Below are 17,835 nucleotides of genomic sequence, written 5' to 3' on the forward strand. Positions count from 1 at the left end.
GCGGGCGCCGCCGCCGTAGACTGGCCCGCGGACCTATCCCGCCCGCCGAGAGGACGCAGTGACCGCCGCACGCCCCCTGCACGTGGCCCTGGTCGGGGCCGGACCCGCCGGCACCTACGCCGCCGACATCCTCTCCGCCTCGGGGCTGGACGTCCGCATCGACCTCATCGAACGGCTCCCGGCCCCCTTCGGGCTCGTGCGATACGGCGTCGCGCCCGACCACCCTCGCATCAAGGCCATCATCCGGGCCCTGGAGAAGGTACTCTCGCGCGGCGACGTGCGCCTCCTGGGCAACGTGGCCGTGGGCCGCGACGTGAGCCTGGAGCGGCTGCGCGAGCTCTACGACATCGTCATCGTCTCCACCGGCGCCGACGCCGACGTCCCGCTCGACATCCCGGGCGTCGACCTGCCCGGGGTCCACGGCGCCGCAGACTTCGTCTCCTGGTACGACGGCCACCCGGACGTGCCGCGCACGTGGCCGCTCCAGGCGCGCGAGATCGCCGTCCTCGGGGTCGGCAACGTCGCGCTCGACGTCGCACGGATCCTGGCCAAGCACCCGAAGGACCTGATGAGCACCGAGGTGCCGGCCAACGTCGTCGCCGGCCTGGAGGCATCGCCCGTCACGGACGTCCACCTGTTCGGCCGCCGCGGGCCCGCCCAGGTGAAGTTCACGCCGCTCGAGCTGCGCGAGCTCGCCAAGGTGCCCGACGTCGACCTGCTCGTCGACGAGGAGGACTTCCACTTCGACGAGGGCTCGGAGGAGGCGATCCGCTCCTCGAACCAGACCAAGCAGGTCGTCAACACGCTGATGGACCTCGCGATGCGCGACCCCTCGACGCTCACCGCCTCGCGCCGCATCCACCTGCACCTGTTCCACTCCCCGGCGGCCGTCCTCGGCTCGCCCGAGGACGGGGTCACCGCCCTGCGCACCGAGCGCACCGAGCTCACCGGTGACGGCTCGGTCCGCGGGACCGGCCGGCTCGTCGAGACGCCCGTGCAGGCCGTCTACCGCGCGGTCGGCTACTACTCGGCCCCGATCGACGGCCTCCCGTTCGACGTGCGCGGCGGGATCATCCCCAACGTCGAGGGCCGCGTGCTGGGCGAGGACGGCGAGACCGTCCAGGGGGTCTACGTCACGGGCTGGATCAAGCGCGGACCCGTCGGCCTCATCGGCTCGACCAAGTCCGACGCGCAGCAGACGATCGGCCACGTGGTGGAGGACGCCCGGGCCGGGGTCGTCGGCGCCGGCCCGGAGCGCGCGGGCCGCGAGGGCCTGACCGCCGAGCTCGACGCCGCGGGCGTGCCCTGGACCGACTGGGTCGGCTGGGAGACGCTGGACGCCTTCGAGCGGCGCCTCGGCGAGACCGACGCCCACGTGCGCGAGCGCGTCAAGGTGGTCGCCCGCGAGGCGATGACCAAGATCGCCCGCGGGCACGACGACGTCGGCCCGCTGGTCTGAGCCGGTCCGGGCTGAGCCGGTCCGGCCCGGGCCGGCGTCGTCAGGTACCCGGAGTCAGCGCAGCCGGGGCAGGACGCGGGCCGCGCGCAGGATCCCCCAGACGATCCACAGGACGGCGGTAGCGGCGGCGACGACGACGGTCCCCAGGGTGCTCGCGCGCGCGAGCAGGTAGAAGGCGGCGAGGGCACGGGGGGACGGCGCCGGTGCCACGCGGGCGTGCTCCGTCGCCTGCGGTGCGGCCTGGGTGGTCTCCTCGGCGGGCTCGCACACGATCTCGAACGTGCCGGTCGACCCGCTGGGCATGACGTGGGTCGACACGTGGTCGTCGTTCGTCAGCTGTCGCAGGAGCCAGCGCGGGTCGAGGCCGAGCCCCGCGGAGTCCGTGCCGGCACAGCTCACGGCCGGGGCCTGCTCGGGTGCCCACAGCCAGACGTCGGAGCCGCGCTCGACCTCGATCGTCACCGGTGTCCCGTCCAGCGGCACGTCCGTCGCTCCGTCGCTCATCCGCGAGTGCAGGACGACGCCGACGACGAACATCACGATCAGGGGCACCATGAGCCAGCGTCCGATCCGCACGAGACCGTGCAGCGTGGCACCGACCTTCGGCCGGAGCGAGGTCCACGACGTCGCGGGAGCGTGACGCCCCACCCCGGGGGCCGCGCGAGGGTGCGCGTGGTCGGCGGCGGTGGCGACCGGGGCCCAGGGGGAGTGGTCGGCGGCCGTGCGCATCGACTCCAGGTCGCTCGAGTAGGGGTCCGTCGACCGGCGGCCGGGGCGGGGAGCGGCGCCGTAGCTCGAGGGATCGTGGGGCACGCACCCAGAGTAGGTCGGCGCCGCCGTGCCCGACGCGCGTCGGGAGGGGCTCCGTGCACCGGGCGTGCGACGAGGGGTGCTCGTCCTAGTAGCCTGCCTCCCACCCGCTCCGCCCCGACCCGAGGACACCGATGCCCGGCCGAAGTACCAGCCCCGCGCCCCCTGCCCGCCTGCGCCCGGGGGGAGCGGAGTGAACCCGGTGGTCTCGATCGGCGTCGGACTGGTCGTCATCGTCGTCATCACCGCCGCCACGGCGTACTTCGTGGCCCAGGAGTTCGCCTACATCACCGTCGACCGGTCGGCTCTCGCCGCACGGGCCGAGGCCGGTGACGCGGCGGCACGGCGCACCCTCCAGATCACCCGGCGCACCTCGTTCATGCTCTCCGGCGCCCAGCTCGGCATCACCGTGACCGGGCTGCTCGTCGGGTACGTCGCCGAACCGCTGGTCGGGCAGGCGGTCGGCGACCTGCTCGGTTCGGCCGGTCTGCAGATGGCGCTCGCGCTCGCGCTCGGCACCGGCGTCGCGCTCGTGGTGTCCACGTTCGTCCAGATGCTCTTCGGCGAGCTCGTGCCGAAGAACCTGGCGATCGCCGCGCCGGGACCGGTGGCCGAGCGGCTCGCGCTGTCGACCACCTGGTACCTGCGCCTGCTCGGGTGGCTCATCACGATCTTCGACCAGGCCTCCAACCTGCTGCTGCGGCTGCTGAGGATCGAGCCGGTGCACGACGTCGAGCACTCGGCGACCGCCCGGGACCTGCGCAGCATCGTCGCCGAGTCCCGGGAGGCGGCCACGCTCTCGCCCGCGATGTCGACGCTGCTGGACCGCGTGCTGGACTTTCCCGAGCGCGACGTCGAGCACGCGATGATCCCGCGCGCGCAGGTCGACGTCGTCCGTGACTCCCTCAGCGTCGGGGAGCTGCGCGAGGTGATGGCGGGCGGGCACACGCGCTATCCCGTGCTCGCCGAGGACTCAGAGCAGGTCCTCGGCGTGGTCGACCTCAACGACCTGCTCGGCACGGACCTGCCGGACGATGCGCCGATCACCGCGATCATGCGCGAGCCGCTCGTCGTGTCCCACCTGGCCTCGCTCACCTCGGCGATGGAGGACCTCGGGCACGGCGGGCGGATCGCCTGCGTGGTCGACGAGTACGGCGGCTTCACCGGCGTGCTCACGCTCGAGGACCTCGCCGAGGAGGTTGTCGGCGAGATCGCCGACGAGCACGACCCCGCCCCGCAGGAGGTCGCCGCCGGCCGGCACGAGGGGGAGTGGGAGGCCCCTGGCGCCGTCCATCTCGACGAGGTCGGCCGCGCGCTGGGGGTGACGATCCCCGAGGGGGACTACGAGACGATCGCCGGGCTGGCCATCGACCTGGCGGACGGCCTGCCCGAGGTCGGCGACGCGTTCGACGTGGAGCTGCCCATCGACCCCGGCGAGTTCGCGCGCACCGACGACCCGCGGCCGGGCGTGCTCCACGCGGAGGTCCTCGAGGTGGACCAGTGGGTCCCGAGCCGGCTGCGACTCACGCTCAGCCTGCCGACCCCGGATGACGAGGCGCTCCTCGGCGAGGGACGTACCGGGCGCGACGCGCCCCGTGGGACCCACCGGACCGACGACGGCGAGGAGCAGTCATGAGCCCGCTCGTCGTGGTCGCGGTGACGGTCGCGCTCGTCGCCGCCAGCGCGTTCTTCGTGGCGACCGAGTTCGCCCTCGTCTCCGCCAAGCGGCATCGCATCGAGGAGCTCGCGCCCACCTCGAGGTCCGCGCGGGCGGCCCTGCGCAGCGGCGCGGAGCTCACGCTGCTCCTCGCGGGCTCGCAGCTCGGCATCACGGTCTGCACCCTCGCGCTCGGTGCGATCACGAAGCCGGCCGTCCACCACGCGCTGACGCCGCTGCTGGAGGTCACGGGCATGCCGTACGTGGCCGCCGACATCGCCGCGTTCGTCGCTGCCCTCGTCGTCGTCACGTTCATCCACCTCGTGGTCGGTGAGATGGCGCCGAAGTCCTGGGCGATCGCCCACCCGGAGCGGTCGGCGATGCTGCTCGCGATCCCCATGCGCGGATTTCTCTGGGTCACCCGCCCGTTGCTGCGCATGCTCAACGGCCAGGCCAACGGGATCGTGCGGCGCCTCGGCGTGGAGCCCGTGGACGAGGTCAACACCGGGCAGGACCCCGACGCGCTGCGTCACCTCGTCGAGCACTCGGCCGAGGTCGGGGCGCTCGACCCGCTCTCCTACGCGTCGCTCTCCCGGGTGCTCGACCTGAGGGCCGCGACGATGGCGGACCTTCTCGACGGCGGAGAGGTCACCGCGCTCGCGCCCGACGCGACGGCCGGGCAGGCACGCGACCTCGCCCGCAGCTCGGGACACCTGCGGCTCATCATCGGCACCGCCGGCCGGTACACGGGGGTGCTGCACGTGCGCGACACCCTGCTCGCGCCCGGCCCGGACGCGCCCGTCGCGCCGTACGTGCGGCCGCTCCTCGGAATCGCCGCGGACACACCGCTGACCGAGGCCACGCACCTCATGCGCGTCGGCCGGCACCACATCGCGCTCGTCACCGGCGAGGACGGGCGGGTCGGCGTCGTCACGCTCGCCGACCTGCTGCCGCGGCTGCTCGCGCTGTCCGGGGAACCGCGTTCGGCGGAGTCCTCGGGGGCGCGCCCGGACACGGGCGCGGGGTCGATCGGCGACCGACCCTGAGTGGCGGGTGCGCCCGCCGGGTGGGCCGGCCGGGTGGGCCGGCCCGTGCGGCGGGTACCGGCCGGCGGCGGACGCCGTGCGGCGTCGGCGTATCGTCTGGTCTGCGCCGCCGTCCCGGCGCACCTGGGAGGCTGCCATGACTGCCCACGACCTGTCCGCACGCGTCGTCCTCGTCGCCGGGGGCACCGGCAACGTCGGAGAGGGGATCGTCCGGGCCCTGCTCACGGCCGGCGCGCGCGTCGTCGTGCCGAGTGCCCGTCCGGGGCGGCTCGCCGAGCTCCGTGACCTGATCGGTGCCGACCTGGCGACGCGGCTCCTGCTCGTCGACCACCCGTACGAGTCGTTCGAGGACGCGGAGGCGCTCGCCGCACGGGTCGCCGATCGCGGCGTCACCGACGTCGTCGCCGCGATCGGCGGCTGGCACCAGGGTGAGCATGTCTGGGAGCTGACCGAGGAGACCTGGCGGCGGGACTTCGTCAGCACGGTCACCACGCACGTCGCGCTCGCCCGGGCACTCGTGCGCGCCCTGCCCGCCGACGGTACCTACACGTTCATCACCGGCACCGCCGCGCGAGAGGCGGCGGCGACCGCCGGGCCGGTGAGCATGGCGGGTGCCGCCCAGCTCATGCTCCGGCAGGTGGTCAGCGCCGAGGCGGGCGGGTCGCCACGTGCGTCGTCCCTCCTGCTGGGGCCGGTCGTCACGCGCTCCCGCACGAAGGGGAAGAAGGAGTGGCTGACCGCCGACCAGGCGGGCCGTGCGGTCGCCCACGTCATCGCCACCCCCGCTGTCGGCGACACCGTCGTCGAGGTCGAGACGGTCGACGCGCTGGAGAGGCTGCTCGGCGACCCGGCCTGACCGGGGCTGCTCGGCGGGGTTCTGCCCGGGTCAGCGGTAGTTGACGTACTGGAGCGCGGCGTCGATGTCGTCGGCGCGCTTGAGCAGGGCGATGACGGACTGGAGGTCGTCGCGCGACTTGCTGCTCACGCGGATCTCGTCACCGGTGATGTTGGCCTTCACGCCCTTGGGCCCCTCGTCGCGGATCAGCCTGGTGATCTTCTTCGCGACGTCCTGGTCCAGCCCCTCCTTCAGCGGGCCGGCGAGGCGGAACTCCTTGCCGGACTGCACGGGCTCCTTCTCGCCGAGGTCGAGGGCCTTGAGCGAGACGCCGCGGCGCACGAGCTTGGTCTCGAGCACGTCGAGGACCGCGAGCACGCGCTCGGCCGTGTTGGCGGCCATCGACACGACATCGCCCTTGAGCGTGACGTCGGCGCCGACGCCGCGGAAGTCGTAGCGCTGGCCGATCTCCTTGCGTGCCTGGTTGACCGCGTTGTCGACCTCCTGGCGGTCGACCTTGGACACGATGTCGAACGAGGAGTCGGCCATGTGAGCCTCCGGCTGGTAGACGGGCCCCGCTGGCGGGGCGGTGGGTGACGCAGGACTCGCCCAGGTGGCTACGGACCTGCGCCCGGATGTTGATATCGTGCCATCCGCACCCGTTGAGGGATGCCCGGCGAGTTGCCCGAGCGGCCAAAGGGAGCTGACTGTAAATCAGCCGCGCAAGCTTCGCAGGTTCGAATCCTGCACTCGCCACGACCGGCCGGACCCGCATGCGGGTCCGGCCTTCGTCGTCGTGCGGCGCGGCGACGCCGGTGAGCGGGGCCTGTGAGCACACTCACCGCGTGCCCGGGCCCTCGTGGTTGGCCCGGCGCCGTCGCCGCGTTGTAGGCTCGTCCGCGCTGCCTCGATGAGCTTGTCGTCGGGCACGCCCCGATAGCTCAGTCGGCAGAGCGTCTCCATGGTAAGGAGAAGGTCAAGGGTTCGATTCCCTTTCGGGGCTCTGGTTCACGGATACAGCCTGCGCCCGCGCGTGGACGCCGTTCGTGGCCGCGTGGCGGGGTAGCTCAGCTGGTCAGAGCGCACGACTCATAATCGTGAGGTCGGGGGTTCGAGCCCCCCTCCCGCTACCGCGCCCGCACCGCACATCGGCGGTGGTGGGCTCAGCGACAGGAACGAGGACATCATGGCCACCAAGTCGGCGGACATCCGCCCCAAGATCACCCTGGCCTGCGAGAACTGCAAGGGCCGGAACTACATCACCAAGAAGAACAAGCGGAACACCCCGGACCGCCTCGAGCTGCAGAAGTTCTGCCCGCGCTGCAACACGAAGACCGGTCACCGCGAGACCCGCTGATCCCTGGGGGGACGACGTCACCGCCCGCGGCTAACCTGGATGGATGACCGAGACCCCACCGCGCCCCGCCGGCGTCGACCCGACGCTCGCGGGGCGCACCTATGCCCCGACCGAGACCTACGTCGTGTCCGAGGCGAAGATCGTCGAGATGGCCGAGGCGACCGGTGCGACGCACCCGCTGCACACCGATGACGAGGCGGCCCGCGCCGCCGGCTACGCGGGCGTCGTGGCACCGCCGACCTTCGCGGTCGTGCTCGCGCAGCGCGCCGAGCAGTCCTACGTCGCGTCCCCGGAGTCGGGCATCGACTTCTCCCGCGTGGTCCACGCCGACGAGCGGATCACCCACCACCGGCCGATCGTCGCGGGGGACCGGCTGCGGACCAGCGTCCTCGTCGAACGGATCCTCGCCCGCGGGGCCCTCACGCTCGTGACGACCCGGGCCGAGATCGCCGAGGCGGGCACCGAGGCCCCCGTCGCCACCGTCACGTCCACCCTCGCCGTGCGGGGCGACGCATGAGCGCCGCGCCCCGCCCCGTGCCCGAGGTCGGCGAGGAGGTCCTGCGGGAGACCGTGCCGGTCACCCGCACCACCCTGGTCCGCTACGCCGGCGCGTCGGGGGACTTCAACCCCATCCACCACGACGACGCCGTGGCAGCGTCCGTCGACCTGCCCGGCGTCATCGCGCACGGGATGGCCACGCTCGGCATCGCCGCCGCGCTCGTCGAGACCTGGGCGGGCGGCCCGGGAGCCGTCCTCGACGTCCAGACGCGGTTCGCCCGCCCCGTCGTGGTCCCGGCGGGCGGCGGGACAGAGCTCGAGGTGACGGGCGTAGCCGGCCAGGTCGAGGGCACAACGGTGCGAGTCGACGTCGACGTGCGCCACGAGGGGGTCGCCGTCCTCACGCGCGCCCGCGTGCTCGTCGACCTCGCGAGGTCCGTGTGAGCGAGGTTCGCGGGCGCGGCGCCGGCCCGACGGCCGCGGGCACGACGACGCCGCCGGCCACGGCGACACCCCCCGGCCCCACGCCGGGGGCCGACGCGATCGCGCCGACCACGTTCGCCGAGGCGACCACCCTGCGGGTCGGCGGCCCGATCGGGACGCTCGTCGACGCCGGGTCCGAGGCCGAGATCGTCGACGCGGTGCGGGCGGCCGACGCGGACGGGACACCGCTGCTCGTGCTGGGCGGCGGCTCCAACCTGCTCGTCGGCGACGCCGGGTTCGACGGGATCGTCGTGCGCGACACGCGCCGTGAGCTCGACGTGGACAGCGTCCAGGGGTGCGGCGGCGGGCAGTTCACGGCGCCGGCCGGCGCCGTGTGGGACGACGTCGTGGCCCGCGCGGTGGCCGACGGTGCCTCGGGCCTCGAGGCCCTGTCCGGGATCCCCGGCTCCACCGGGGCGACCCCCGTGCAGAACGTGGGCGCCTACGGGCAGGAGGTCGCGGGCGTGCTCTCGCACGTGCGGGCGTGGGACCGCCTCGCGGGGCGGCCGCGCACGCTCGCCCTCATGGACCTCGGCCTGGGCTACCGCACCTCGGTCCTCAAGCGTTCCCTCACCGACACCGGCGCCGGGGGAGGCCGCACCTGGGGCCCGACCGGTCGCTGGGTCGTCCTGTCGGTCTCCTTCCAGACCCCGGCGAGCGTGATGTCCGCGCCCGTGCGGTACGCCGAGCTCGCCCGCACGCTCGGCGTCGAGATCGGGCAGCGTGCCCCCTCGACCGACGTCCGTGCCGCCGTGCTCGAGCTGCGCCGCGGCAAGGGCATGGTGCTGGAGGCCGATGACCACGACACCTGGTCCGCCGGGTCCTTCTTCACCAACCCGATCCTGCCGCCCGACCGGGCCGCGGAGCTGCCGCAGGCCGCGCCGCGGTTCGACGCGCCCGCGCCGGACGGGTCGGGCGCGACGTGGGTGAAGACCTCGGCCGCCTGGCTCATCGACCATGCCGGGTTCCACAAGGGGCACGGCATGCCCGGACCGGCGGCGATCTCCAGCCGGCACGCGCTCGCCCTGACCAACCGGGGCGGCGCGCGGGCGTCCGACGTCGTCGCGCTCGCCCGCGAGGTCCGCGACGGCGTGCGGGCGGCCTACGGGGTCGAGCTCGTCCCCGAACCGGTGCTCCTCGGCGTCGAGCTCTGACCTGCTCCGCGCCCGAGCCCACCACTGGCCCCCTTCCCGCCCGAACGTCTGCCCCGGAGGCACCCGTGACCGCCGTCCCCGACCTCCTTGACACCCTCCTGCGCGGCACACGGGCGGAGATCGAAGCCGCTGGCACAGCCGTGGCCGCCACGCTCGGTCGGGGCGACGCCGATGTGGTCGGCCGGGCCGACCGTGCGTTGCGAGACGGCAGCGCCTCGCTGCGGCGGACACCCGACGGCGGGTACGACCTCGTCGTCGGGCCCCGCACCTGGCGGGCCGGCCGGTTCACCACGCCGACCCTCGCCGAGCTGCGCGCTGCCGCCGCCGCGGCACCGACGGACGATCCGGGGGACGCTCCGGCCGGAGCGACCCTCTCGGTGCTCGTCGGCGCCCACCCGCTCACGGACATCGGTGCGTTGCAGGCGTTCGCCGCGCGGGACACGCTGTTCCAGGTCGCCTCCCAGCTCAACTGCCTCGAGGCCCCGTCACCGAGGCTCGTCCCGGTCCCCGAGTACCTCTCCGACCCCACGCAGGGCCCCCGCGCCGCGATCGGGGCCTTCCCCGGTGCCCTCCTGCGGCACCACGCCGCCCCGGACGGCGCCGGCGGCACCTTCGTTCAGACGGACGACCGTCAGGTCGAGCTTCTCGCCGACGCGCTGCCCGCGCGCATCGGTCGCGCCGTCGGCGGATACCTGCGGCCAGGTGACCTGGCCGACGTCGACGCCGTGGTCCGTGCGCTCGCGGAGCGCCGTGAGGACATCCGGGTCGGCGTGCACGACGACGTCGAGGTGGCTCTCGGCGCGAGCTGGCGTGGGTCGGTGCCCCCAGGGACGCGCATCGCGCAGGTGTGCACCTCCACGCTCGCCTCCGGCCTCTACGGCGACGGCCGTCCGCCGACCGGTGCGCTGCTCGACGTCGCCCGGACGCTGCTGCGTGCCGCCTACCTGGGGACGCTGCTCGCGGCGGCCGCCACCGGGCGGCGTCGCGTGGTGCTCACGCTCATCGGCGGGGGCGTGTTCGGGAATCCCCACTCCACGATCCTCGGGGCGATCGACTGGGCGCTCACCGAGTACGCGGGAGCCTCGGCGGGCCCGCTCGACGTGGTCCTCAACGCCCGCGAGCTGGACCCGGGCGTCGACCTCGATCAGCTGCGGGACCGGTGCGAGCGGCGCGGCGGGAAGCTGCGGCGAGCGGCCTGACGGCCCGGCCTACGCTCGTCCGCGGACCTGGTCAGTCCGGGCGCGCGGCGGGGCGCCCGGACAGCCGGGCCACGTGCCGGGCGACGAGGGCGTGGACCGCCGGGGACCCGAGCGGGCGGAAGTGCCCGCGCTCGGCCAGTCGGACGTTCGTCGCCCCATGCAGGTACGAGCCACCCGGCACGTGCGGATCCCACGCGGGGGCGAGGGAGACGATCCGCGCGTCGACCTCCGTGCGGCGGGCGAGGCTCACGAGGTCCGGCGCCGAGGGCCGCAGGCCGCCGACGACGGAGCGCGGCGGGAACGCCTGCGCCCACCTCGAGCCGCGCCACGGCGTGGCGATCGCGACCATCCCCGCCACCCGGTGCCCCTCGGGCCCGAGCATCGCCGCCTTGCCGACGAGCCCGCCCTTGCTGTGGGCGACGAGCACCACCCCGGTGAGGTCGAGCCCGGCCAGGAACGCGGTCGTGGCGGCCGCGCCGTCGGCCACGGTGCGGGCGTTGAGGCCGAGGTCCGGGACGACGCCCACCGGGTGCCGCGCACCGGCCAGCGCGCGCCCGACCCGGGCCAGCATGTGCCACGACTCGTAGACCCCGGGAAGAAGGATGACGGGGGCGGCACCGGCGTCGTCGACGCCGTCGGGGGAGGCGTGCAGGGCCGGGCGCCAGCCGTCGCGCCTGAGCATGCCGCGCGCGGAGGTCGCCGCGGTCGCGGCCACCCACGCGTAGTCCAGGCCGTGCGCGAGCGGCCGGGTGGCAAGCTCCGCGGCGCGCCGCAGGTGCTCCCCGGTCCGAGGGTGCCGCCGCCGCGTCACGGCCCGTCGGACAGGCCGTGCCCGTCGTCGGAGGGGGAGCCGGGCGGGACGGCGGAGCCCGGCCCGTGCCGTTCGTCGTCGGCGAGGTGGGTCAGGGCGGCGCGTACGACGGCAGGGTGGTCCTCGACGACCACCGAGTGTGCCGCACCCGGGACGAGTGCCACCGTGCAGCTCCGCACGCGCCCGGCGAGCTCCCCGGCCCAGGTCTCGGGCACGAGGCGGTCGTGCTCACCGTGCAGGATCGTCACCCGTGCCGACGGTCCCGCGAGCGCGAGCCGGTCCTCGATCCGGTAGCCCATCACCTCGGGCAGGATGTCCGCCACCCAGCGGGTGGTCGCCGTGAGGTAGGAGCGGGTGGCGAGCAGCCGGAGCCGGTGCGTCTCGTGGACCGCCGACTGCAGGTACCGCCACAGCTGGGTGAGCGGGCGGCGCTCCGCGGCGTTGACGGGCGGCGCTACGAGCACGGCCCGGCGCAGGGCGTCCGGCTGCCGGGCCATCATCTCCACCGCGACCTGGGCGCCCATCGAGTGGCCGACGAGGACCGGGTCGTGCACCCCGCCGGCGGCCAGCACGTCCTCGACGACCTCGGCGAGGCCGGCGATGCCGAGCGTCGTCGCCGGCGGCGGGACGTCGCCGAAGCCGGGCAGGTCGACGAGGAGGACCTCGCCGTGCTCCGCGAGGTCCTCGGCCAGCGGAAGCAGGTAGATCGAGGAGAGTCCCACGCCGTGCAGGAGCACGAACGTCACCCGGCCGTCGCCGGGGACGTCGGGGTTCTCGTGCTCGGCGCCGGCGCCGGGTGCGCCGACGCGATGGACGCGGACGAACGTCCCGTCGAGGAGCCGCATCGACGTGGCGGTGCGCGAGAGCCGGGCGACCGTGCGCCGCGACCCGGGACGCAGCCGCACCTGCCGGCCGGCGGGCGGCGAGACGAGGTCGGCGACGGCGAGCGTGAGGCGTCGCCACCACCGCAGTCGAGCGGTCACGCGGGCTCCGCGAGCCACTCGTCGACCTCGGCGACCCAGCGTGCGACGTCGCGACGGTGGGCCCGGGACGCGCGCAGCGAGCCCTTGGCGAGGCCGGCGATCTCGGCGTCGCCGAGGCCGTGGACCTCGCGGGCGGCGACGTACTGGTCGGTGAGGCGGGAGAGGAACAGCAGGGGGTCGTCGGCACCGAGAGCCAGCGTGGCGCCGGAGTCGAGCAGGCTCCGCAGCGGCACGTCGGCGGCGGTCGGGTACACCCCGAGCGAGACGTTGGAGGCGGGGCACACCTCGAGGGCGATCCCCGCGTCGACCACCCGGGCGAGGAGGTCGGGGGACTCGGCGAGCCGCACGCCGTGCCCGAGCCGGTCGGGCCGCAGGTGCGTGACGACGTCGGCCACGTGGTCGGGCCCGAGGAGCTCGCCGCCGTGCGGCATCGCCGCGAGACCGGCCTGGCGGGCGATGCGGAAGGCCGCCGCCCAGTCGGAGGTCGTGCCGCGGCGCTCGTCGTTGCTCAGGCCGAACCCGACGACCTGACCCGGGCCGTCCCCCGCGTGGAGGGCCGCGAGACGGGCCAGCGTGCGGGCGTCGAGCGGGTGCCGGGTGCGGGACGCGGCGACGATGACGGCCACCTGGACGCCCGTCGCCCGGGACGCCGCGGCGGCCTCGTCGAGCACGATCTCGAGGGCGGGCGTGAGACCGCCCACGTACGGGGCGTAGCTCGTGGGGTCGACCTGGATCTCCAGCCTGCGCGAGCCCTCGGCGGCGTCGTCGGCGGCGGCCTCCGCGACGATCCGGCGCATCGCGGCCTCGGACCGGACGACGGCGCGCGCGGTGTCGTAGGACCGCTGGAACCGGAACCAGCCGCGCTTGTCGGCGGGGACGCGCAGCGCGACGTCGTCCGTGAGGTTCGCGGGGAGCCGGACGCCCTCGTCCTCGGCGAGGTCGAGCAGCGTGGACACGCGCATGGAGCCGGTGAAGTGCAGGTGCAGGTGGGCCTTGGGGAGCCGGCCCAGGTCGCGCATCGGGACATCATGCCAGGACAGGGGGTCGGACGCGGGCCGGGAGCGGCTCGGGCGCCTCGATGGCGCACGGGCCGCGCGCGTGTGATCTTATTTCGTCATGAGCATCTCGGCGGCGGCGATGAGGGAGCCGGCCGACGTCGCCCTGCTGACGGGGCCCGACGCCGGTGACGTCCTCACGTCCGCCCTCGTGCCCGACGACGGCAGGCTCGTGGAGTGGGCCGTGCACACCGTCCACCACCGCCCGGGCGCGGGCGTGACGGTCGGCTACACCGCCACGGTCGAGCGGACCGCCGCCGACGGGTCGCGCAAGCGCACGGAGGAGTACCTGTGCGCGACCACCGCACGTCTCACCCGCGCGGCGGGGCCCGGGCTCGTCCGTCTCGAGCCGCCGGACGGCCGTGGCCCGGTGGTCCACCTGTGGCGGCACCCGGCCGACCCGGAGCTGCCCGCGCTGGCCACCGCGTGCGACTCCGCGAAGATGTCCCAGCGGCTCGGTGAGCAGGTCACGCTCGAGCTCGTCGCCTATCGACCCACGCGCCGCGCGGTCCTGCGCGCGACGGGCGCCTCCGGGCGCGTCCACTACGTCAAGGTGGTCCGGCCGGTCTCGCTCGCGGACCTCGTCGGGCGCCACCGGATGCTCACCTCCGCTGGGGTGCCCGCGCCGGCGGTGGTCGCGGAGGAGCCGGCCGGGCTCGCCGTCCTCGCCGAGGGGCAGGGGGAGTCGCTCGCGCGCGTGCTGCACCGCGGTCCGGGGCACGAGACCGACGCCGTGCTGCACGCCCTCGTGCGCACGCTCGACACCCTGCCGCCCGCGGCCCTCCAGCTGGCCCGCCGCTCGGCCTGGTCCGAGCGGGCGAACCACTACGCCCACGCGGCGGCGACCGTCGTCCCCGAGGCCGAGGCGCGCACGAGGGCGCTCGCCGCCGGTATCGACCAGCTCCTCCACGCCGGTCCGCCGCAGCCCGTCGTGCCCGTGCACGGGGACTTCTACGAGGCCAACGTGCTCATGGACCCCCGGGAGGGGATCACCGCGGTCTCGAGCCTGCTCGACGTCGACTCTCTCGGGCCCGGCCACCGCAGCGACGACCTCGCCTGCCTGCTGGGCCACGTCTCGGTCCTCGTCCACCTCGCGCCCGACCGGTACCCGGCGGTCCCGCACGTGCTCGCGCGCTGGACGCAGCTCTGCGAGCAGATGGTCGATCCCGTCCAGGTCTGCACCCGGGCCGCCGGCGTCACCCTGTCGCTGGTGGCGGGGGCCAAGCGGGCCGACGGGAGGTGGCGGGCCGACGCCGAGGGGCGGCTCGTCACCGCGGAGGCCTGGTTGGCCCGCGCGCGAGACTTCACCGCCGGCCGCGTGACCGGCCCCTTCGTCGTGCCGCCGCCCGTCGGCTGACCAGCCGGGACGCCGGTCCGGGGCCGGTCGTCCGACGCCCCCGGTCGCCGTGGATGAGAGTCCTCTCATCCGCCGCTGGGCACGACCTCACCGCCCGCGACGAGGATGGTCGGGTCGGCGGGCGACCTGCCGCCGACCGTCGAGCACCGGAAGGGACGAGCACGGATGCGCACGAAGGCGTCGTGGATCGCGGTCGGGTCGCTGTCGGCCGTCGCCGTCGTCGGAGGGACCGTCCTGGCCGGTGCCGAGGCCGAGGACGTGGAGCTGGACTCCGTGCGGATCCCCCCGGCCCGCGTCTCGCCGTCGGAGTCGAGCAGCGACGGGACCGGGGAGTCCACGACGGACGGGACGGGGGAGTCGACCACGGACGGGGCCGAGGAGCCCACCACCGAGCCGGCCTCGCCCACGGAGGAGGCGACGACGGTGCCGCCGGAGCGCAGCTCCGTCTCGGCCGCCTCGCCCGAGCCGCCCCCCGCGCCCGCGCCCGCACCGGCTCCGCCGCCTGCACCCGCGCCTGCCCCGGCACCCGTGCCGGCGCCCGCTCCGGCCCCGGTCGAGAGCCCGGACTCGCCCGACAGCCCCGAGAGCGCCGAGAGCCCCGACGACTGACGCCCGGCGGCGAGGACGGACGTCGACCGGCGAGGACCGCGGTCGGCCGGCGCGGGTCGATGCCAGGAGCCGAGCGGCCCGGTCAGCCGGTGACGAGCCGGTAGCCCATCCGCGGGACCGTCTGGATGCGCTCCGCACCGATCTTCTTGCGCAGGTAGCGCACGTAGACGTCGACCACGTTGGACCCCGGGTCGAAGTCGTAGCCCCACACGCGCGAGAGGATCTGCTCGCGGGAGAGCACCTGGCCGGGGTGCAGCAGGAAGGTCTCGAGCAGGGCGAACTCGCGGGCGGACAGGTCGACGGTGCGTCCCGCGACCGTGGCCTGCCGCGTGCGCACGTCCAGGGTGAGGTCGTCGACCTGGAGGTGGGTCGGGTCGGCCCCGGACGAGGCCGTCTGGGCCGAGCGCAGCCGGAGGCGTACGCGGGCCAGGAGCTCCTCGAACCGGAACGGCTTGGGCATGTAGTCGTCGGCACCGGACTCCAGCCCGGTCACCGTGTCGTCGACCGACGAGCGTGCCGTCAGCATGATGACGGGCAGGGTGTGCCCCTCGCCGCGCAGGGTCTGCAGCACCTCGAAGCCGTCGACGTCCGGCAGGCCGATGTCGAGGATGACGAGGTCGTACCCGCCGGTGCGGACGTGGTCGAGCCCGGCCCTGCCGGTGGTGACCGCCGTCGGCTGGTGCCCGGCAGCCGTCAGGCCCTTCGTGACGAACGAGGCGATGCCCGCCTCGTCCTCGATGATGAGGATCTGTGCCACTACCTGCTCCCTTCGCGAGCTGTCTCCGTGGTGCTGACCCGGGCCCGGCCGGGCTCACCGGCCTCCTGCGGTGCGTCCAGGTCGACGTCCAGGTCGAGCTCGAGCGCGCGGGCCGGGAGGTCGAGCACGAACGTGGACCCACGGCCCGGCTCCGAGGCGACGTCCACGCGCCCGCCGTGCGCCTCGGCGATCGCGCTGACGATGGCGAGACCGAGCCCGCTGCCGTCCGTGCGCTCCTCCCCGGGCCGGTTCGTGCGGGCGAACCGCTCGAAGATGCGGCGCTGGTCCTCCGGGGCGATGCCGCGGCCCTCGTCGCGCACCCACAGGTGGAGCCGCCCGGACTCGGTCGCCGAACCGAGCGCGACCGTCGAGCCGGCCGCGGAGAACTTCACCGCGTTCGCGGCGAGCTGGATGAGGGCCTGCGTGAGCCGCTGACCGTCGACGACCGCCTCGGCCTCGAGCCGCGCGTCGATGACGAACCGGCGCTCGCCGAGCTGACGGATCTGGTCCAGCACGTTGTCGAGCATCGGCCCCAGGTCGGTCGGGCCCGGCTGGACGAACGTCGGTGCGTCCGCCTTGGCGAGCATGACGAGGTCGTCGGCCAGGCGGTGCATGCGGTCGAGCTCGGAGATCGTCAGCTCGCGGGTCTGGCGGGCATCGTCGGCGTCGTCGGGGTTCATCAGCTCGAGGTGCCCACGGACGATGGTGATCGGAGTGCGCAGCTCGTGCCCGGCGTCGTCCAGCAGCCGGCGCTGGGAACGGAACGAACCCTCGAGGCGGGCGAGCATCGCGTTGACCGTCCGGGCGAGGTCGGCGACGTCGTCGGACCCCTCCGCCTGGATCCGGCCCGACAGGTCGGTCTCGGTGATGCGCTCCGCGGTCGAGCGCAGCTCCCGCAACGGGGAGAGGAGCCGGCCCGACACCACCCAGGCGACGACCCCGACCACCAGCATCGACACGACGGAGACGACGAGGTAGGTGCGGGCCGACGCCCACACCGGGGCGAGCTCGGCGTCCATGTCGAATGCGATGACCACGGCGCCCGACGTCGGCGCGCCCGGTGGGCTGCCCTCGGGGTCGATCGACACGGGCAGCATCGCGTACCGGTAGGTCGCCATCGACGTCGAGACCGAGCTGATGGTCCCTCGCCCGTCCTCGACCGCAGCGGTGAGGGCGGCGATGAGCTCGTCGTCCGCGCCCATGTCCAGGCCGCCGGGCTGCCACCAGCGCGCGTCCGTGCCGACGAATCCCATGGCCCCCTCGTTGTCCGCCGGGACCTCCGAGGACATCGCCGTCCAGACCGCGCCGGAGATGCCGTCGGCGGCGCTCACGGCCTCGCCCTCGCTCAGCAGCGCGGCCATCTCCTGGGTGGTGCGCTGGAGCGTCGCGTCGACCGAGTCGATGGCCCGGCCCCGTTCCAGCCACACCGCGGTGCTGCCGACGACCACGAGCGTGAGGCCGGTGAGCAGCAGGACCGTCCGGATGATCTTGGCCCGCACCGTGCTGCGGCGGTACCACGGGCGGTCCGCCTGCGTCGGCGTGGCCGCTCCGGGGTCGGGGGCCTCCTCGTGCACCGCCGCCTCGGGCGTGGGGGCCGACGGCGCGGCGTCGCGCGCGGGCGCGCGGGCGGGCCCGGCGGTGCCGCTCCTGCGTCCGTCCACGTCCCAGCCTCCTCCGGGCCGCCCGTCGCGGCCCTGCCCACGCTAGTGTCCGTGGCCGGGATGAGGCGGAGATGAGACACGGGCTGCGGGACTCTCAGCGCCTT

General features: G+C 74.9%; 18 protein-coding genes and 3 tRNA genes. 14 read left to right on the forward strand and 7 right to left on the reverse strand.

The features are described from left to right. Nucleotides 1-58 precede the first annotated feature (58 nt). Nucleotides 59-1,459, forward strand: a complete 1,401-nt coding sequence (locus tag AC24HA_RS05920; protein WP_425708369.1) for an FAD-dependent oxidoreductase — start codon at nucleotides 59-61, stop codon at nucleotides 1,457-1,459. A 54-nt stretch (nucleotides 1,460-1,513) separates the two neighbouring features. On the opposite strand, the gene AC24HA_RS05925 is transcribed toward AC24HA_RS05920, so the two are convergent. Continuing rightward, on the reverse strand, nucleotides 1,514-2,272 hold the full coding sequence (locus AC24HA_RS05925) for a hypothetical protein (RefSeq protein WP_425708368.1): 759 nt from the start codon (nucleotides 2,270-2,272) through the stop codon (nucleotides 1,514-1,516). A gap of 190 nt (nucleotides 2,273-2,462) precedes the next feature. On the opposite strand from AC24HA_RS05925, the gene AC24HA_RS05930 reads away from it, so the two are divergent. The 3 genes from AC24HA_RS05930 to AC24HA_RS05940 all read left to right on the forward strand — a co-directional run bounded on the left by AC24HA_RS05930 (nucleotide 2,463) and on the right by AC24HA_RS05940 (nucleotide 5,828). Next, on the forward strand, nucleotides 2,463-3,905 hold the full coding sequence (locus AC24HA_RS05930) for a hemolysin family protein (RefSeq protein WP_425708367.1): 1,443 nt from the start codon (nucleotides 2,463-2,465) through the stop codon (nucleotides 3,903-3,905). Beyond that, nucleotides 3,902-4,972 carry a CNNM domain-containing protein gene (locus AC24HA_RS05935; RefSeq protein WP_425708366.1) on the forward strand — a complete coding sequence of 357 codons (1,071 nt, stop codon included), beginning with the start codon at nucleotides 3,902-3,904 and terminating at the stop codon, nucleotides 4,970-4,972. The genes AC24HA_RS05930 and AC24HA_RS05935 overlap by 4 nt, the downstream gene beginning before the upstream one ends. Before the next feature lie 136 nt (nucleotides 4,973-5,108). Next, a complete protein-coding gene (locus AC24HA_RS05940; RefSeq protein WP_425708365.1) occupies nucleotides 5,109-5,828 on the forward strand; it encodes an SDR family NAD(P)-dependent oxidoreductase in 720 nt (239 codons plus the stop codon). Nucleotides 5,829-5,858: 30 nt separating this feature from the next. Here AC24HA_RS05940 and AC24HA_RS05945 read toward each other — a convergent pair whose 3' ends face one another. Further along, the gene (locus AC24HA_RS05945) at nucleotides 5,859-6,356 is read right to left on the reverse strand and encodes a YajQ family cyclic di-GMP-binding protein (RefSeq protein WP_425708364.1); all 498 of its coding nucleotides are present in this window, start codon (nucleotides 6,354-6,356) and stop codon (nucleotides 5,859-5,861) included. Nucleotides 6,357-6,482: 126 nt separating this feature from the next. Between AC24HA_RS05945 and AC24HA_RS05950 the strand changes: the two genes are divergently transcribed. The 8 genes from AC24HA_RS05950 to AC24HA_RS05985 all read left to right on the forward strand — a co-directional run bounded on the left by AC24HA_RS05950 (nucleotide 6,483) and on the right by AC24HA_RS05985 (nucleotide 10,498). Continuing rightward, nucleotides 6,483-6,563: transfer RNA gene (locus tag AC24HA_RS05950), tRNA-Tyr, on the forward strand. Nucleotides 6,564-6,737: 174 nt separating this feature from the next. Beyond that, nucleotides 6,738-6,810 (forward strand) — tRNA-Thr (locus AC24HA_RS05955). 53 nt (nucleotides 6,811-6,863) lie between these two features. Beyond that, nucleotides 6,864-6,937: transfer RNA gene (locus AC24HA_RS05960), tRNA-Met, on the forward strand. A 56-nt stretch (nucleotides 6,938-6,993) separates the two neighbouring features. Then, entirely contained in the window at nucleotides 6,994-7,164 is a 171-nt protein-coding gene (rpmG, locus tag AC24HA_RS05965; protein ID WP_425708363.1) for a 50S ribosomal protein L33, read from the forward strand. 43 nt (nucleotides 7,165-7,207) lie between these two features. After that, nucleotides 7,208-7,681: an FAS1-like dehydratase domain-containing protein gene (locus tag AC24HA_RS05970; RefSeq protein WP_425708362.1), complete on the forward strand. Its 474-nt coding sequence runs from the start codon at nucleotides 7,208-7,210 to the stop codon at nucleotides 7,679-7,681. Then, a complete protein-coding gene (locus AC24HA_RS05975) occupies nucleotides 7,678-8,106 on the forward strand; it encodes a MaoC/PaaZ C-terminal domain-containing protein (protein ID WP_425708361.1) in 429 nt (142 codons plus the stop codon). Before AC24HA_RS05970 ends, AC24HA_RS05975 begins: the two co-directional genes overlap by 4 nt. Further along, nucleotides 8,103-9,299, forward strand: coding sequence for a UDP-N-acetylmuramate dehydrogenase (locus AC24HA_RS05980; protein WP_425708360.1), 1,197 nt, complete (start codon nucleotides 8,103-8,105; stop codon nucleotides 9,297-9,299). Before AC24HA_RS05975 ends, AC24HA_RS05980 begins: the two co-directional genes overlap by 4 nt. Nucleotides 9,300-9,364: 65 nt before the next feature. Beyond that, nucleotides 9,365-10,498, forward strand: a complete 1,134-nt coding sequence (locus AC24HA_RS05985; protein ID WP_425708359.1) for a hypothetical protein — start codon at nucleotides 9,365-9,367, stop codon at nucleotides 10,496-10,498. Nucleotides 10,499-10,529: 31 nt separating this feature from the next. Here the strand turns inward: AC24HA_RS05985 and AC24HA_RS05990 are convergent, their stop codons facing one another. The 3 genes from AC24HA_RS05990 to AC24HA_RS06000 are packed head-to-tail and all read right to left on the reverse strand — an operon-like array spanning nucleotide 10,530 to nucleotide 13,311. Continuing rightward, entirely contained in the window at nucleotides 10,530-11,309 is a 780-nt protein-coding gene (locus AC24HA_RS05990) for an esterase/lipase family protein (RefSeq protein WP_425708358.1), read from the reverse strand. Further along, nucleotides 11,306-12,292 carry an alpha/beta fold hydrolase gene (locus tag AC24HA_RS05995; RefSeq protein ID WP_425708357.1) on the reverse strand — a complete coding sequence of 329 codons (987 nt, stop codon included), beginning with the start codon at nucleotides 12,290-12,292 and terminating at the stop codon, nucleotides 11,306-11,308. Before AC24HA_RS05995 ends, AC24HA_RS05990 begins: the two co-directional genes overlap by 4 nt. After that, on the reverse strand, nucleotides 12,289-13,311 hold the full coding sequence (locus tag AC24HA_RS06000) for an adenosine deaminase (RefSeq protein WP_425708356.1): 1,023 nt from the start codon (nucleotides 13,309-13,311) through the stop codon (nucleotides 12,289-12,291). The genes AC24HA_RS05995 and AC24HA_RS06000 overlap by 4 nt, the downstream gene beginning before the upstream one ends. A 97-nt stretch (nucleotides 13,312-13,408) precedes the next feature. Between AC24HA_RS06000 and AC24HA_RS06005 the strand changes: the two genes are divergently transcribed. Together AC24HA_RS06005 and AC24HA_RS06010 are read left to right on the forward strand one after the other, a co-directional pair. Further along, nucleotides 13,409-14,704: a phosphotransferase family protein gene (locus AC24HA_RS06005; protein ID WP_425708355.1), complete on the forward strand. Its 1,296-nt coding sequence runs from the start codon at nucleotides 13,409-13,411 to the stop codon at nucleotides 14,702-14,704. A 165-nt stretch (nucleotides 14,705-14,869) separates the two neighbouring features. Continuing rightward, the gene (locus tag AC24HA_RS06010) at nucleotides 14,870-15,313 is read left to right on the forward strand and encodes a hypothetical protein (protein ID WP_425708354.1); all 444 of its coding nucleotides are present in this window, start codon (nucleotides 14,870-14,872) and stop codon (nucleotides 15,311-15,313) included. 82 nt (nucleotides 15,314-15,395) lie between these two features. Here AC24HA_RS06010 and AC24HA_RS06015 read toward each other — a convergent pair whose 3' ends face one another. After that, on the reverse strand, nucleotides 15,396-16,070 hold the full coding sequence (locus AC24HA_RS06015) for a response regulator transcription factor (RefSeq protein WP_425708353.1): 675 nt from the start codon (nucleotides 16,068-16,070) through the stop codon (nucleotides 15,396-15,398). Beyond that, nucleotides 16,070-17,731, reverse strand: a complete 1,662-nt coding sequence (locus tag AC24HA_RS06020) for a sensor histidine kinase (RefSeq protein ID WP_425708352.1) — start codon at nucleotides 17,729-17,731, stop codon at nucleotides 16,070-16,072. Before AC24HA_RS06020 ends, AC24HA_RS06015 begins: the two co-directional genes overlap by 1 nt. Between the last annotated feature and the right edge of the window lie 104 nt (nucleotides 17,732-17,835).

Source organism: Georgenia sp. Z1491 (assembly GCF_057652395.1).

What these genes read in the sequence shown, in the direction of transcription:
- AC24HA_RS05940 (WP_425708365.1), top strand. Translation starts at nt 5,109, where the DNA reads ATGACTGCCCACGACCTGTCCGCACGCGTCGTCCTCGTCGCCGGGGGC.
- AC24HA_RS05975 (WP_425708361.1), top strand. Translation starts at nt 7,678, where the DNA reads ATGAGCGCCGCGCCCCGCCCCGTGCCCGAGGTCGGCGAGGAGGTCCTG.
- AC24HA_RS05970 (WP_425708362.1), top strand. Translation starts at nt 7,208, where the DNA reads ATGACCGAGACCCCACCGCGCCCCGCCGGCGTCGACCCGACGCTCGCG.
- rpmG (WP_425708363.1), top strand. Translation starts at nt 6,994, where the DNA reads ATGGCCACCAAGTCGGCGGACATCCGCCCCAAGATCACCCTGGCCTGC.
- AC24HA_RS05945 (WP_425708364.1), bottom strand. Translation starts at nt 6,356, where the DNA reads ATGGCCGACTCCTCGTTCGACATCGTGTCCAAGGTCGACCGCCAGGAG.
- AC24HA_RS06000 (WP_425708356.1), bottom strand. Translation starts at nt 13,311, where the DNA reads ATGCGCGACCTGGGCCGGCTCCCCAAGGCCCACCTGCACCTGCACTTC.
- AC24HA_RS06010 (WP_425708354.1), top strand. Translation starts at nt 14,870, where the DNA reads ATGCGCACGAAGGCGTCGTGGATCGCGGTCGGGTCGCTGTCGGCCGTC.
- AC24HA_RS06005 (WP_425708355.1), top strand. Translation starts at nt 13,409, where the DNA reads ATGAGCATCTCGGCGGCGGCGATGAGGGAGCCGGCCGACGTCGCCCTG.
- AC24HA_RS05935 (WP_425708366.1), top strand. Translation starts at nt 3,902, where the DNA reads ATGAGCCCGCTCGTCGTGGTCGCGGTGACGGTCGCGCTCGTCGCCGCC.